We start from the raw sequence: 13,758 nt of genomic DNA on the forward strand, positions 1-13,758 counted from the left end.
GTTATCTCCGCAGGAATTCGGGTGACGCGAGCAATAGCGCAAGGGCGGTCGCCGGGCTCTCCGCGCGCGCCAGCGCGGTGCGGGTACGGTCGCCGAGCGCGCCGGGCAGGATGCGTGGCGCCAGCGTCCTGGCATCCACGCCGGCGCCGGACTGCGCCGCCAGCCGCTGGGCCAGCTCGACGCGGCGCAGCAAGGCATCGGGCGCGGCCCAGGTCGAGGCCGTGTCGCCCCAGCCTGCCGGCGAGCCGGGGCGCCAGACAGGCTGGCCCAGCTGGTTCAAGAAATTTGCCACCTGGGTCGGCCGCAGCTCGCGCCGGCCCAGCGCCCGCATCGCGGACACCGTCCATTCCCAGGGCGACTTGAATTTGCCCGGACCGGGCGCCCAGGCTTCCGGCGCCATCACGAGCTCGCGGTACAGGCTCGGCAGGTCGCCGCCGCTGCGCGCGAAGCTGTCGGCCAGGCGGCGCACCAGGCTCGCCGGCGGATCGTCGGCGACGAAGTGGCGCGCCAGCTTGGTGGCGATGTGCGTGGCGGTGGCGGGCGCCTGCGCGAGCTCGCGCAGGACGGCGCGCGCCTGTTCCTCCCCGCCGGGCGCATAGCTGCGCCCCAGCACGGTCCGGCCGCCGGGCTCGTGCAGGCCCGCCACGAAGCGGAACGTGGCCGGCGTTGCGTCGGCCGGTTCATCGCCGGGCAGCGTCCACCCGGTCAAGGCGCGCGCCAGTTCAGTGACATCGGCTTGCGAATAGCCGCTGCGTACGCCCAGGGTATGCAGCTCGAGGATTTCGCGCGCCAGGTTTTCGTTCAGGCCCCCGCCGCCGGCCTGGCCGTCCCGGCGCATGGCGGCGCGCCGCCCGGCGGGACTGTTCGGACCGGTGGAGCGGGCCTGGTCGAGGTAGAGCAGCATCGCCGGGTGGCGCACCGCGGCCAGCAACAGGTCTTCGAAGCGGCCCAGCACGTGCGGACGGATGGCATCAAGCTCGAACGCGCCGGCCAGGCCAATCACCAGCAGCTTGTCGACCGAGACGGCGAAGTGGTTGGCCCAGAAATGGACGAGGCGTTCGACGAAGGGGGTGGCGCTCTGCAGCGCGCTGGCGGCACGGGCGCCGACGGCCGCCTGGTAGGCCTGGCGGCCGCTTCTCAGGTAGGCTTCGCGGATGCCGCTCCTCTGGTCCTCGGGTGCGGCGCGCACGGCGCGCTGCTGCGCCGCCCACGCGGAGGCCAGGGCCGGGGTGCGCGGCAGCCCTTTCCAGGGGGCCGGCACGGGCTCGTAGCCGTCGAGCTGCGCGAGCAGCCAGCGGCGCGCATCAAGCGGCAAGGGTTCGGCCGGCTGGACACCGAGGCCGAAACGGTTCAATGCAATCGATTCAGGGGTCATGGGCTCCGTTCGGCGCCGCGCACCGTGGCGCGGCGCTCTCGCATAGCGATCAAAAATGTGCTGACAAGCCTATTCCACTAGGCAATGGAAAAAGTTCCAGCAATTTTCAAGACGATGCGGCGGGCCCGGACACCGCACCCGCTCCTTGCCCCGACCTAGCGGGTGCGCAGGCGCCGGATCAGCGCGTCCGGATCGGCATCCACCTGCATCAGCTCGAGGTGCTGGCTCCGTACGAAGCCTTCCGCGCACTGGTGGCGCACGAAATCCACCAGCCCGTCCCAGAAGCCGTTGGCGTTGAGCAGGCCGATCGGCTTGGCATGGATGCCCAGCTGGGCCCAGGTGAGCATCTCGAACAGCTCTTCCAGCGTGCCCATCCCTCCCGGCATGGCGATGAAGCCTTCGGACAGCTCGGCCATCATGGCCTTGCGCTCGTGCATGTCCTTGACCACGAACTGCCGGGTCAGGCCGGCGTGGCCGACTTCGCGCTCGAGCAGCGCCTTGGGGATCACGCCGGTGGCTTCGCCGCCCAGGCGCAGCACTTCATCGGCGATCTCGCCCATCAGGCCCACCTTGCCGCCGCCATAGACGAGGCCGATGTTGTGCTCGACCAGCGCGCGGGCCAGCAGCCGCGCGGCCTCGGTGTAGATCGGGTTGACGCCATGCGAGGCGCCGCAGTAGACGGCAAGGGTTTTCATGGGTCGCTTTGCGTGTTACAGGAAATCGGCGCCGGGCCTGGCCTCGGCGGACAGCTTCTTGAGGTATTCCTCGGACAGCTTCTCGAACAGCAGGCGGGTATCGCCGCGCAGGTAGGGTCCGAGCATGGACAGCACCTGGTAGCAGCCGCGTGCCAGCGCATCCGCGATGGCCTGCTGCTCGCTGTACCGGCGCGGGTTGCGCACGTATTCGTAGGACAGCCAGTAGGTCGCCACCACCACCATGTTGGTCGCCATGGCGGCGATCTGCTGCTCGCCCGCTTCGAGCGAGCCTTCGCTGCGCAGGTCCTCGCACAGCTGGCGCGCGACCTTGATCTTGTGCGCCAGGATCGCCTTGAAGTGCAGTTCCAGCTTGCGGTTGCGCGACAGCAGGTCGTTCAGGTCGCGGTAGAAGAAGCGGTAGCGCCAGATCAGCTCGAACATCAGGTGCAGGTAGAGCCACACGTCCTCCATGTTGGAGCGGCGCCCGGCCGGCACGGTGAGGATGCGCTCGATCTCCGCCTCGAACTGGTTGAAGATCGAATTGACGATGTCGTCCTTGTTCCGGAAGTGATAGTACAGGTTGCCGGGCGAGATATTCATCTCCTCGGCGATGACGGTCGTCGTGATGTTCGGCTCGCCGAACTCGTTGAACAGCCTGAGCGAGAGCTCGAGGATGCGTTCGCGGGTCCGGCGCGGAGCTTTTTGTTGCATGAAGGGCGAAGTTTGTGGTTCCAGGCGGGAGAATAACATCAAATGCTGTCAAGCAGACAGCATTGGCAGGCCCCTTTCAGGCGTCGCCGTCCTGGTCCGGCGCCGCCGCGCGCGCTTGCGGCCGACGCTGCGGCTGTCCTTGCAGCTGTCCCTGCAGCTGTTCCTGCAATTGCGCCAGCATCAGTTCGAGCGCATCGACGCGGCGCCGCAGCGCCTCGACCTCGCTCGCGGCGGGCACGCCGATGGTGGCCAGGGCGCGTGCCACGCGTTCCTCGAACACCTGTTCCAGCTTGCCCCAGGATCCGCCACTGCGCCCGCTCTTGCGGGTAGCCCGCTCGGCCACGCGCGCGACCGTGCCGCCGGTGTCCTCGACCTCGCGTGCGCGGCGCGCCAGCACGCCGCCGTCGCGCACCAGGCGTGCGAACGAACGCCCGCCCTCGCCCGCTTCCTGGGCCTGGGCGAAGGCCCCCAGGCCGGCCTGCCAGATCTGCTGGGCCGAGGCGCGCACGGCGCGCGCCAGCGCGTCGTCGTCGTCCTCGGGCGGGAGTTTCCTGCTCATGCATGGTCCTCGTGAACTGCCTGGAGCCATTGTAGGCACGCACGCTAGAAGCCGGATTCTAAAGCGCCTTCCCCGGTGGGCGCACCGGCGCCGGCTTCAATGCCGCTGGCGCTGGCGCTGTGCCGCCAGCGCCAGCGCGGCGCGCATCCGCTCGCGCAGGCTGGCCGCCGACACCGGCTTGGCATAGTGGGCATCGGCCAGGCCGCTGCGCACTGCCGCCTCGATCTCGGCCAGGTCGTGCTGGCCGCTGAGCATCAGGCGCACCGTGTCCGGATACGCGGCCGCGACCCTGGCCAGCAGCTCGGTGCCGCGCATGCCGGGCATGGCCTGGTCGCACAGGATCACGGCGGCCGGCTCGCGCGCCAGCAGGTCCAGCGCCTCCGGTCCGGAGGCAGCGCACAGCACGCGCAGCGGCTCGTCGCCGAGCATGTCGGACAGCACGGCCAGCATGAAAGGATCGTCGTCGACCAGCAGGATGGCGGGCGGCTGGGCGCTGCCGCCCCCCGCCTGCACCGCACCGGAGCCGGCTGCCAGCAGGAAAACCTCGAGTTCGGCCACGAAGCTCTCCGGTTCGATCGGCTTGCTGATGTAGCCGTCGAAGCCGCCGGCCAGCACCTTCTCGCGGTCGCCCGCCATCGCCAGCGCGGTCACGGCCAGCACCGGCACCCGCGCCAGCCGCGCATCGGCCTTGAGCGCCGCCACCACCTCGTAGCCGCTCATGCCGGGCAGGTTGACATCGCAGGCAACCAGGTCGGGCGGCGCGGCGCGCGCGCTGGCGATGCCGCGCGGTCCGTCGGGCGCGCTCAGGGCCGTGTGCCCGTGGGCGGTGAGCAGGAACGCCATCAGCTCGACGTTCGCGGGATTGTCTTCGATGATCAGGATGCGGGCCAAGGCGGCGCTCCGGTGGCGGCGTTGTCGCTACTGTAACACGCGCAATGTCAATACAGCGGCCGTCTCACCGCGCATGCCCGCCGCGCCGCCATCAGCTCCGCCATCAGCGCGTCCAGCACGCGCCGGTTGCGCCCCAGCGCGACATGGCCGACACCGCCGAACGCGATGTTGCGCGCCCCCGGCAGCATGCTCGAGCTCTGCGGCGCGACGATGTTGTCGTGGTGCGAATAGATCGAGGTGACCAGGGCGCGCGCGGCCGCGTCCTCGCCGCCTGCCAGCGCGCGCAGCCAGGCGCATTCGGGCGGCTCGCCGGTGTCCGCCACGGCACGCCGCATCTGGGCGGCGTTGCGCCCGATGCCGAAGGCGGCAAGGCAGGTGCCGTGGTGCGGCGTGCCAAGCGTGATCACGCGCGCCACGCGCGCGGTGCCGCAGGCGCGCATCCAGGCGCGTGCCACCAGTCCGCCCATGCTGTGGGCCACCAGCACCACCCGGTCGGCGCCGCTGGCGGCGCACAGCGCATCCACCGCTTCCTCGACCTGGGCCACGTAGCCGTCGATGTCGCCGGTCAGCGGCGCCAGGTCGAGGGTGGCGTGGCTGATGCCGGCCGCCTCCAGGCGCGGCAGCAGGTGCGACCAGTAGCCGCTGTTGCAGCCATAACCGTGCAGCAGCAGCACCGGGATGCCGGCGCCGGGGTGGATGCGGATGCGCGCGCTGGCACGCGGCATGGTCCAGGACGACTGCAGCATGCTGGCGTAGAACTCCTCCAGGAACATGCGCAGCCGCGCGCCGGCCCCGATCCGGCAGTCGTCCGGGGTCGGGCTGGCGTAGCGCGCGCTGAGGCGGAAGTTGTTCGCGTTGATCAAGAGGCGCACCAGCAGCACGCTCCCCAGGCCCGCGCCCAGCGCCTGCCAGCGGCTGGCCCCGAACAGCTGCAGCGCGGCCAGGCCGATGCCCAGCGCGGCCAGCGCCTGCACGGCCAGCAGCAGCTGCAGCAGGCGGCGCGCGCTCATGGTCGTCCTGGCCCGCCTCAGGCCACGGGACGGGCCGCCGGGCGGCCCGTCAGCGCCTCTGCCAGGCCGCTCGCCAGCCGGGCCGTGAGGCCGTAGATCGTCAGCTGCGGATTGGCGCCCAGCGAGGTGGGGAACAGCGAGCCGTCGTGCACCGAGATGTTGTCCAGGCCGCGGTAGCGGCCGTCCGGCGCGGTGACGCCGAGGCGCTCGTCGCCCGCCATCGCGCAGCCGCCCATCACGTGGGCCGAGGCCACGCGCGTGAGCTGCAGGCCCTGGGGCAGCGCCGCGATCGCGGCCTTCGCCTCGCGCCAGGATGTGTAGCGGCGCGCCATCTCGTGCGCCGGCTGCACCGCAGTGGCGCCGGCCGCGAACTGGATCTCGGCCATCGCCAGCTGGGCGCGGCGCGCGCCGTCCCACAGGTAGTCGGTCAGGGGGTAGTCCAGCTCGGGGCTGCCGTCGGCGCGCAGGCGCACGGTGCCGCCGGGCGCGTCCTCGTGGAAGCCGTCGCGCAGCAGCGCCAGCATGCCGTGCATGGTGGGATAGTCGCGCATCATGCGCGCATGCGCTTCGCCGAAGCCGCTCATGGTGGTGGCCAGCAGCAGCGGGTGCAGCGGCGGGGCTTCCAGCTTGAAGCCGATCGGGCCGTCGAGCGGGCCGGCCAGGAAGTGGTCGGAATACACGGTCTGCGGCGCGCCGGCCCAGGCCTGCACCGGCTGCGGGAAGAAGGCGGCCGAGATCACGCTGGGGTGCAGGAAGGTCCGGCGCCCCAGCAGGCCGCTGGGATCGGGCGCCTTCGAGCGCAGCAGCAGCGCCGGCGTATTGATGGCGCCACCGGCCACCACGAAGTGGCGCGCGCGCAGGCGCAGCTGGCGGCCGCTGGGCACGATGCCGCCAGCGTCGAGCGCCTGGCACAGCAGCTCGTCGGCGCGTCCGCCGCGCAGCACGAAGCGCTCGGCGCGCGCGCGCGTGACCAGCAGCGCGCCCTGTTCCAGCGCGGCCGGAATCGTGGTCACCAGCATCGACTGCTTGGCATTGGTCGGGCAGCCCATGCCGCAGTACCCAAGGTTCCAGCAGCCCTTGACGTTGCGCCGGATCAGCCCGGTGCCGATGCCGAGCCGGCCCGCGCCGCGGCGCAGGATGTCATTGTTCTCGTTGGGTGCGCCCGGCCAGTCGGCGATGTGCAGGCGCGCCTCCATCATCGCGAACCAGGGCGCCAGCGCGTCCGGCGTGCTGTCGCTCAGCGCGTAGTGGCGGCGCCACCAGTCGAGGGTGGCGGGCGGGGTGCGAAAGCTCGAGGTCCAGTTGACGGTGGTGGAGCCGCCCACGGTGCGGCCCTGCAGGATGTTGACGCCCTTGTCGAGCGTCTTGCGCGCGGCCGATTCCTGGTACAGCGATGGATAGGCCTCGGCCTCGCGCATCCTGAAGTCGCTCGAGGATTTCAGCGCGCCTTCTTCCACCACGATTACCGACAGGCCGGAGCGCGCCAGGATCTCGGCGCTGACGCCGCCGCCGGCGCCGCTGCCGACGATGACGACGTCGGCTTCCAGCGTGCGGTCGCGCTCGAGCGCGGCGGCGTCGAGGAGCTTCCAGCCGCGGGCCACGCCGTCCCGGATCGGGTCGGGCACGATCGAGGCGCTCATGCCAGCTCCTTCAGCGGGCCGGGGTAGCCGGTCGCCGCCCAGCTGGCAGGCTGCGCGTACCAGGCGCCCAGTACCAGGTCGTGCAGCGCGTGGTAGGCGCTGCGCAGCAGGCCGACACGGTGCAGGCGCCAGTCCTGCAGGAAGGCGCTCACCTGTTCGCTGCGCGCACCTTCCCAGCCGCCGGACACGCCAGTGAGCAGGCGGCGCGCGGGCGCCAGCGCGAGCAGGCCGAACAGGTCCTGCACTTCCTTCTGGGTGGCCGGCGGCAGGCCGAGGATGGCCTGGTGCACGCCCTCGATGGTGGTGGCGAGCGCCGCCGCCCGTTCCGGCCCCTGCGGCAGCGCGCCGGCCAGGATCGCCGGCGCGATCGCGTGCAGCGCCGCGCGCGCTTCGCCATCGAGGGCGAAGCGGTGCGGCGCGCTGCCGTGCGTGGCGCGGTAGAGCGCGCCGGCAGCGCCCAGCGCCAGCGCGGCCAGTCCCCCGGCCTTCAGGAAGGTGCGTCGTGATGTTCCCATGTCCCCACTTCTGCCTCTTGTGTGTCGGCTAGTGTAAGCCAAAGGCGAGACCCGCCGGGCATGGAAACTAGAGGGGAAAGTCTAGGCCCGGCGGCGCTCTTGTAGAATGCCGGCCCATGGAACTCATCGACTACCTGGACACGCATTTCCTCACCGCGCGCAGCTGCTGGCGGCCAGCGGCATCGATGGCGCGCGGCTCGACGCCCTGACGCGCGCGGGCGGCATGCCGCAGCCATCCTACCGGCTGCAGCTCGCTGTCCACTGCGCGTCCTTCTTCGGCGAGCACGAGGAAGCGCACACGGTCGACTACTATGCGCCCGGCACCCTGTCGTGGATCGGTGTGCTGGAAGCGGAGACGGAAGATCCCTTCACGGTGTTCGCGCGCCGCTACCGCGCCGCACTGGCGGCGCTGCCGCTGGCGACGCGGGATGCAAAGCTGGGAGACGGACTGGACGCGCACCTACGCGAGGAATGGGGCCACTTCCTGTCCGGGACCTACGGCCTGTGCACCCGTACCGGGCTGCCCGAAGACATCGCCGCCAAGGAACTGGCGATCTGCGTGATCAAGGAGCTGACCGCCGACGCACAGCGCGCTCCCGACCTGCAGCGCCTGCGCCAGGCGGTGGACCTGCTCGACCGCGCCAGCACGCCGTTCGCGCCGCACGAACGCGCGCGCAGCTCGCGTCATCGCTACGTGGACGCGGTGCGCATCCGTTACGGCCTGGCGGCGGCTTGATGAAACCATTTGCCTTGCGGGCCATGGTTGCAAACAATATTTGCACTCCTGGCCCTGCAGGCAAATATCCTGTGCACGCTACCGTTTCGGCGCCCGCTCGAGAATCGCGCGCGCAATGCCGCGCAGGATGTTGACTTCTTCGGTCTCGAGTCCGGTGCGCGCGAACAGGCGCTTCAGGCGCGGCATCAGCTTCTTCGGGTTGTTCTCATTGAGGAAACCGATCGCCACCAGCGCTTCTTCGAGGTGGGCGTACATGCCCTCGACCTGGGCCAGGCTGGCGGCGTCGCCATGGAAGCCGACGCCGCGCGCCTCGACCGTGCCGCCCGCCTCGCCCAGCGCGGCAAGCCGCGCTTCGTAGGCCAGTACCTGGGCCGCCTGCGACAGGTTCAGCGACGAATAATCCGGATTCGAGGGGATGTTGATCAATACGTTGCACTGCTGGACGATCTCGTTCGGCAGGCCAACCCGCTCGTTGCCGAGGAGCAGGGCCGGCCGCAGCGCGCCCTGCGGCGGCTGCAAGTCGCCCTGCGGCGGCTGCAAGTCGCTTTGTCCTGCCACGTGGGCCGCGAAGGCGCGCGGCGTCCACACCGGCGGCGAGAATTCGCGCAGGCGCGCCGACACGGCGGCGGCGAAATTGCAGCCTTCCAGGGCTTCGCCGATGCTGCCGACGATGCGCGCACCGGCCAGCACGTCGCCAGCGCCGCTCGCGAATGCCACCGCTTCCGCGTCATGCAGCGGGTTCTCGCAGCGCGGCGCCACCAGCACCAGTTCGCTGAATCCCATCGTCTTCATGGCGCGCGCCACCGAGCCGACATTGCCTGCGCGGCTGGTCTCGACCAGCACGAATCGGAGCCTTTTGAAGAGAGATGTGTTGATTTCGGTCGGGTTCATTTAAAATAGCGCCATCGCGCGGTGCGGGCGCTTGATATCCTGGAAAGGTGTTTCCGGGATTTTAACGGGTTCGGCACCGCTTTGCTCTTTGTCATTCTCAATTCAGCAGACCGTTCACGGCGCTTCGATGCGTGGTGGGCGTTCGCGTTTTTTCCACGGAAAGCCCCATGCACCCAATGCTCAACACGGCCGTCAAGGCCGCCCGCCGCGCCGCCACCGTCATCAATCGCGCGTCCTTCGACCTCGATCGGATCACCGTTTCTGAAAAAAACCACAACGATTTCGTCACCGACATCGACCAGGCGGCCGAGGCGGCCATCGTGGAAACCCTGCTGAAGGCCTACCCCGACCACGCGATCCTGGCGGAAGAATCGGGCGCATCGAAGAACCTGAATGACGAGAGCGAAAACGTGTGGATCATCGACCCGATCGATGGCACCACCAACTTCCTGCATGGCTACCCCAACTTCTGCATCTCGATCGCCCTGCAACAGCGCGGCGTGATCACCAACGCCCTGGTCTACGACCCGGTGCGCAACGACCTGTTCACCGCCACCAAGGGTGCTGGCGCCTACCTGAACGACAAGCGCATCCGCGTCAGCAGCAAGGACCGCATCGGCAAGGCCCTGCTGGCATCGGGTCATGGTCCGGATCCGCGCGCACTGGCCGAATACCTGCGCATGTATGAAACCGTCGCCTCGCGCTGCCACGGCGTGCGCAGCGGCGGCTCGGCCGCGCTGGAACTGGCCAACGTGGCCGCCGGCCGCATCGACGGCTATTTTGAAAAGGGCCTGAAGGTGTGGGACATCGCCGCCGGCGCCCTGCTCGTCACCGAAGCGGGCGGCATCGTCGGCGAATTCAATGGCGAGTCGGAATACCTGCACAAGGGCGACATCATCGCCGCCGGCCCGAAGGTGTTTGGCGCCATGGTCCCGCTGCTCGCCGCTTTCGCGTAAAATACCCGCTGTGCTTCCGGGGCATGCGCTGCATGCCCCGCTTCACCGGACGGAAAGTCCCGGTCAGAAACTTTCCATAGAGAAATAACTTCTCTATAATCCCCGGCTGGTTTGCCCGTGACACTACACGGGCGGCAGCGTCCGGCGTTCCCGCGGAATCCACCGCGTCCCGCCTGCAATGACTAATCCGATTTCCAGGACTCGCGCCGTGTGGCGGCGGGCCACTTTTTGCGAAAAAATTTATGTCATTTTCTACTCTCGGTTTGTCCGACGCGATTGTCCGCGCGGTCACTGAACAAGGTTATACCAACCCGACCCCAATCCAGGCGCAGGCGATTCCCGCGGTCCTGAACGGCGGCGACCTGCTGGCCGGCGCCCAGACCGGCACCGGCAAGACCGCCGGCTTCACCCTGCCGATCCTGCAACGCCTGTCGACCGATGCGGTCGGCAGCGCCCAGAAAAGCAAGAGCGCCCCGCGCGCCATCCGCGCCCTGGTGCTGACCCCGACCCGCGAGCTCGCGGCCCAGGTCGAGGAAAGCGTGCGCCTGTACGGCAAGTACACCAACCTGAATTCGGCCGTGATCTTCGGCGGCGTCGGCATCAACCCGCAGATCAAGCTGCTCAAGCAGGGCGTCGACATCCTGGTTGCCACCCCGGGCCGCCTGCTCGACCACGCGGGCCAGGGCACGGTCGACCTGTCGAAGATCGAAATCCTGATCCTGGACGAAGCCGACCGCATGCTGGACATGGGCTTCATCCACGACATCAAGAAAGTGCTGGCGCTGCTGCCGCCGAAGCGCCAGAACCTGCTGTTCTCGGCCACCTTCTCGGACGACATCAAGGCCCTGGCCGACCGCCTGCTGAACAACCCCGCTTCGATCGAAGTGGCGCGCCGCAACTCGACCGTGGAAGTGATCGCGCAAAAGATCCACCCGGTCGACCGCGACAAGAAGCACCCGATGCTGTCGCACCTGATCAAGGAAAACAACTGGCAGCAGGTGCTGGTGTTCACCCGCACCAAGCACGGTGCCAACAAGCTGGTGGAACAGCTGGGCCGCGACGGCATCGGCGCGATGGCCATCCACGGCAACAAGAGCCAGTCGGCGCGCACCAAGGCGCTGGCCGAGTTCAAGGACGGCAGCCTGAAGGTGCTGGTGGCGACCGACATCGCGGCGCGCGGCATCGACATCGACCAGCTGCCGCACGTGGTGAACTACGACCTGCCGAACGTGCCGGAAGACTATGTGCACCGGATCGGCCGTACCGGCCGTGCCGGCGCCACCGGTGAAGCGGTGTCGCTGGTGTGCGTGGACGAGCACCAGATGCTGAAGGACATCGAGAAGCTGATCAAGCAGACCCTGCCCCGCCAGGTAATCCCTGGCTTCGAGCCGGATCCGACCGCGAAGGCACAACCGATCCAGCTGCGCAGCGGCGCCCCGGGCCATGCCAACCGTGGCGGGGGCCGTCCGGGCGGCAACCGTGGTGGCCAGGGCCAGCCCCGTTCTGCCGGCGCCGGCAACGGTAGTGGCAATGGCGGCCGTCCGGCCAATGGTGGCGGTGCGCGCGGCAACGGCAGCAATGCCAGCCGCGGCCAGCGTTCGGGCTCCGCCCCGCGCCAGGGCGGCCGCGACCGCTAAATCCTGCCGGGCAGCACGCCCGGCCAAGGGCTGGCCTCGAGTAGGGTCAGAGTCAAATTGTTCGGAAATTTCGAAAGTTTCCCGATAATTCGACTCTGACCCTATTTTTTTGTCCATGCGGCCTCAGGCACCGAACATCGGGGTCAGAGTCGAATTATTGGAAACGATTGTGGTATTTCCCGGAAATTGGACTCTGACCCTAGATATTTGATAAATCAAGTAGTTGCAAAGTATTGTGATTGATTATATATTTGACTAATCAACTTTCACCATGGGAGCACCGCATGACCGACCAGAACGATCTGCCCACCGACGCGGGCACGCCGCTGGACAGCCCGACCAGCGAATTCTGCCTGCGCATGGCGCGCGCCTGGGCGGCGCTCTCGCGTCGCCTCGACAGTTCGCTTGGCAGCCTGCACGGGATCAGCTTCGTGGACTACCAGCTGCTGCTCAGCTTGCAGCGGGCGCCGGGCGGGCGCCTGCGCCGGGTCGACCTGGCCGAAGCGCTCGGCCTCACCGCCTCCGGCGTGACCCGCTCGCTGCTGCCCCTCGAGAAGATCGGCCTGGTGGACCGCCAGAGCGATCCGCGCGATGCCCGCGTCGGCTATGCCATCATCACGCCCACCGGCAGCGAGCTGGTCACGAACGCCAGCGTGGTGGTGCACAACGTCAGTCGCATGCTGCTGGGCGCACCGTCGCGCGCGCAGATCGAAGCGTCGTCGGCACTGCTGGCCCAGCTGGGCAGCAGCAAATAAGGCGCAACACAAGACAGCGGGCATGCGCCGCTCCCTTGGCGCGCTCACCATCGCGAGTCCCCACATGAACGACACCAGGGCGCTGCGGCGCGATCCGAATTTCAACTGGCTGATGAGCGGCAGCCTCATTTCCGCGCTGGGTGACCAGTTCACCCTGATCGCCCTGCCCTGGCTGGTCCTGCAGCTCACCGGCGATCCGCTGGCGCTCGGCATGATGGTGGCCGCGATGGGTGTCCCGCGGGCAGTCCTGATCCTGTTCGGCGGCGCCGTGGTGGACCGCCATTCGCCCAAGCGCGTGCTGATGCTGACCAAGCACGCGAATACGGGACTGCTGGCGATCCTGGCCGCGCTGGTGCTGGCGGGACAGGCCAGCCTGCCGCTGGTGGCGCTGCTGGCAATCGGCCTGAGCCTGGCCTCGGCCTTCAGCATTCCGGCCGGCACGTCGATGCTGCCCCATGCGGTACCGGCCCGCCACCTGGCGGCCGCGAACGGGACCATGATGGCGGTGCGCCAGCTCACCTTGCTGGCCGGGCCGCTACTGGCAGGCCTGCTGTTCGCCCTCGCCGGCGACGGCAGCGCGGGGATGCAGGATGCGCGCGGACTGGGTATCGCCTTCGCGCTCGATGCCCTGAGCTATGCGGTCTCGGCCTGGACCCTGTCGCGGGTCAGGCCGCTTGCTGCGGCCACTGCCGGCAAGGCGCGCGAGCCGGTTCTGCAGGCCGTCGGCGCCGCCCTGGCCACGGTGTGGCGCACGCTGCAACTGCGCACGGCCTTCCTGTACTGGGGCCTGTGCGCCTGCGTGGTCGGCGGCCTCATGCAGGTGGCGCTGCCCCTGCTGGCCAGCGAACGCCTGCATGGGGCATCCGCCCTCGCGCTCCTGATGGGCGCCCATGGCGCCGGCACGCTGGCCGGCATGGCCCTCTCGGGCGCGCTCGGCAAGCGTCGCCTCGTGAACCTCGGCGTGACCTTGCTGGTGGTCGATGGCGTGGTCGGCCTGCTGCTGCTCCCGATCGGCCTGGTGACCCAGTCATGGCAGGGCATGCTGCTGCTGGCGGCGATCGGCGTGCTGGGCGGATTCGTGCAGGTGGCCGTGTTCACCTGGATCCAGCAGGCCGTACCGAAGCCCATGCTGGGCCGGATGATGGCCATCTTCATGTTCGTTTTCATGGGCCTGGCGCCGCTGGCCGCGGCGGGGGCCGGCTGGCTGGCCAGCCGCCTCAGCCTGGACCTGTTGTTCGCCGCGGCGGGCCTGTTCCTGGCTGCCGCAGCCGTGCTGGCCTGGCTGTTCACGCCGATGGCAAGCCTGGCCGACGCGCCCCTCCCGCAGGGACAGGGGATGGAATCCGATGCCAGGATCGGCTAGCATGGCAGGTCCTGCCACCCGAGC

Annotated in this window: 14 protein-coding genes; 5 read left to right on the plus strand and 9 right to left on the minus strand. The window is 69.2% G+C overall.

Going from position 1 to position 13,758, the window contains the following annotated elements:
* Position 1: 1 nt before the first annotated feature.
* The 8 genes from LCI23_RS07315 to LCI23_RS07350 form a co-directional block, all read right to left on the minus strand.
* Positions 2-1,375, minus strand: coding sequence for a DUF1800 family protein (locus LCI23_RS07315; RefSeq protein ID WP_224945775.1), 1,374 nt, complete (start codon positions 1,373-1,375; stop codon positions 2-4).
* A 155-nt stretch (positions 1,376-1,530) separates the two neighbouring features.
* A complete protein-coding gene (locus tag LCI23_RS07320; protein WP_224945776.1) occupies positions 1,531-2,070 on the minus strand; it encodes a TIGR00730 family Rossman fold protein in 540 nt (179 codons plus the stop codon).
* Between the two features lie 15 nt (positions 2,071-2,085).
* A complete protein-coding gene (locus tag LCI23_RS07325) occupies positions 2,086-2,781 on the minus strand; it encodes a TetR/AcrR family transcriptional regulator (protein ID WP_224945777.1) in 696 nt (231 codons plus the stop codon).
* A 76-nt stretch (positions 2,782-2,857) separates the two neighbouring features.
* The gene (locus LCI23_RS07330; protein WP_224945778.1) at positions 2,858-3,340 is read right to left on the minus strand and encodes a phasin family protein; all 483 of its coding nucleotides are present in this window, start codon (positions 3,338-3,340) and stop codon (positions 2,858-2,860) included.
* 96 nt (positions 3,341-3,436) lie between these two features.
* Entirely contained in the window at positions 3,437-4,231 is a 795-nt protein-coding gene (locus LCI23_RS07335; protein WP_224945779.1) for a response regulator, read from the minus strand.
* A 47-nt stretch (positions 4,232-4,278) separates the two neighbouring features.
* A complete protein-coding gene (locus tag LCI23_RS07340; protein WP_224945780.1) occupies positions 4,279-5,241 on the minus strand; it encodes an alpha/beta fold hydrolase in 963 nt (320 codons plus the stop codon).
* A gap of 17 nt (positions 5,242-5,258) precedes the next feature.
* Entirely contained in the window at positions 5,259-6,881 is a 1,623-nt protein-coding gene (locus tag LCI23_RS07345) for a GMC family oxidoreductase (RefSeq protein WP_224945781.1), read from the minus strand.
* The gene (locus LCI23_RS07350; protein ID WP_224945782.1) at positions 6,878-7,396 is read right to left on the minus strand and encodes a twin-arginine translocation signal domain-containing protein; all 519 of its coding nucleotides are present in this window, start codon (positions 7,394-7,396) and stop codon (positions 6,878-6,880) included. The genes LCI23_RS07345 and LCI23_RS07350 overlap by 4 nt, the downstream gene beginning before the upstream one ends.
* A 223-nt stretch (positions 7,397-7,619) precedes the next feature.
* Between LCI23_RS07350 and LCI23_RS07355 the strand changes: the two genes are divergently transcribed.
* Entirely contained in the window at positions 7,620-8,132 is a 513-nt protein-coding gene (locus LCI23_RS07355; protein WP_224945783.1) for a DUF6058 family natural product biosynthesis protein, read from the plus strand.
* A 78-nt stretch (positions 8,133-8,210) separates the two neighbouring features.
* Here the strand turns inward: LCI23_RS07355 and LCI23_RS07360 are convergent, their stop codons facing one another.
* On the minus strand, positions 8,211-9,023 hold the full coding sequence (locus LCI23_RS07360) for an RNA methyltransferase (protein ID WP_224945784.1): 813 nt from the start codon (positions 9,021-9,023) through the stop codon (positions 8,211-8,213).
* Positions 9,024-9,199: 176 nt separating this feature from the next.
* Here LCI23_RS07360 and LCI23_RS07365 point away from each other — a divergent pair, with 176 nt between their 5' ends.
* The 4 genes from LCI23_RS07365 (at position 9,200) to LCI23_RS07380 (ending at position 13,734) form a co-directional block, all read left to right on the plus strand.
* Positions 9,200-9,979, plus strand: coding sequence for an inositol monophosphatase family protein (locus LCI23_RS07365; RefSeq protein WP_224945836.1), 780 nt, complete (start codon positions 9,200-9,202; stop codon positions 9,977-9,979).
* 242 nt (positions 9,980-10,221) lie between these two features.
* A complete protein-coding gene (locus LCI23_RS07370; RefSeq protein WP_224945785.1) occupies positions 10,222-11,616 on the plus strand; it encodes a DEAD/DEAH box helicase in 1,395 nt (464 codons plus the stop codon).
* A gap of 284 nt (positions 11,617-11,900) precedes the next feature.
* The gene (locus tag LCI23_RS07375; RefSeq protein ID WP_224945786.1) at positions 11,901-12,371 is read left to right on the plus strand and encodes a MarR family winged helix-turn-helix transcriptional regulator; all 471 of its coding nucleotides are present in this window, start codon (positions 11,901-11,903) and stop codon (positions 12,369-12,371) included.
* Between the two features lie 22 nt (positions 12,372-12,393).
* The gene (locus LCI23_RS07380; RefSeq protein WP_224945787.1) at positions 12,394-13,734 is read left to right on the plus strand and encodes an MFS transporter; all 1,341 of its coding nucleotides are present in this window, start codon (positions 12,394-12,396) and stop codon (positions 13,732-13,734) included.
* Positions 13,735-13,758: the final 24 nt, after the last annotated feature.

It is taken from the genome of Massilia sp. MS-15, from assembly GCF_020176695.1.
Lineage (GTDB): Bacteria > Pseudomonadota > Gammaproteobacteria > Burkholderiales > Burkholderiaceae_D > Telluria > Telluria hydrophila.

Excerpts from the sequence above, each read along its gene's own strand:
- LCI23_RS07315 (WP_224945775.1), bottom strand. The coding sequence starts at position 1,375 with ATGACCCCTGAATCGATTGCATTGAACCGTTTCGGCCTCGGTGTCCAG.
- LCI23_RS07320 (WP_224945776.1), bottom strand. The coding sequence starts at position 2,070 with ATGAAAACCCTTGCCGTCTACTGCGGCGCCTCGCATGGCGTCAACCCG.
- LCI23_RS07325 (WP_224945777.1), bottom strand. The coding sequence starts at position 2,781 with ATGCAACAAAAAGCTCCGCGCCGGACCCGCGAACGCATCCTCGAGCTC.
- LCI23_RS07330 (WP_224945778.1), bottom strand. The coding sequence starts at position 3,340 with ATGAGCAGGAAACTCCCGCCCGAGGACGACGACGACGCGCTGGCGCGC.
- LCI23_RS07340 (WP_224945780.1), bottom strand. The coding sequence starts at position 5,241 with ATGAGCGCGCGCCGCCTGCTGCAGCTGCTGCTGGCCGTGCAGGCGCTG.
- LCI23_RS07345 (WP_224945781.1), bottom strand. The coding sequence starts at position 6,881 with ATGAGCGCCTCGATCGTGCCCGACCCGATCCGGGACGGCGTGGCCCGC.
- LCI23_RS07350 (WP_224945782.1), bottom strand. The coding sequence starts at position 7,396 with ATGGGAACATCACGACGCACCTTCCTGAAGGCCGGGGGACTGGCCGCG.
- LCI23_RS07355 (WP_224945783.1), top strand. The coding sequence starts at position 7,620 with ATGCCGCAGCCATCCTACCGGCTGCAGCTCGCTGTCCACTGCGCGTCC.
- LCI23_RS07360 (WP_224945784.1), bottom strand. The coding sequence starts at position 9,023 with ATGAACCCGACCGAAATCAACACATCTCTCTTCAAAAGGCTCCGATTC.
- LCI23_RS07365 (WP_224945836.1), top strand. The coding sequence starts at position 9,200 with ATGCTCAACACGGCCGTCAAGGCCGCCCGCCGCGCCGCCACCGTCATC.
- LCI23_RS07370 (WP_224945785.1), top strand. The coding sequence starts at position 10,222 with ATGTCATTTTCTACTCTCGGTTTGTCCGACGCGATTGTCCGCGCGGTC.
- LCI23_RS07375 (WP_224945786.1), top strand. The coding sequence starts at position 11,901 with ATGACCGACCAGAACGATCTGCCCACCGACGCGGGCACGCCGCTGGAC.
- LCI23_RS07380 (WP_224945787.1), top strand. The coding sequence starts at position 12,394 with ATGCGCCGCTCCCTTGGCGCGCTCACCATCGCGAGTCCCCACATGAAC.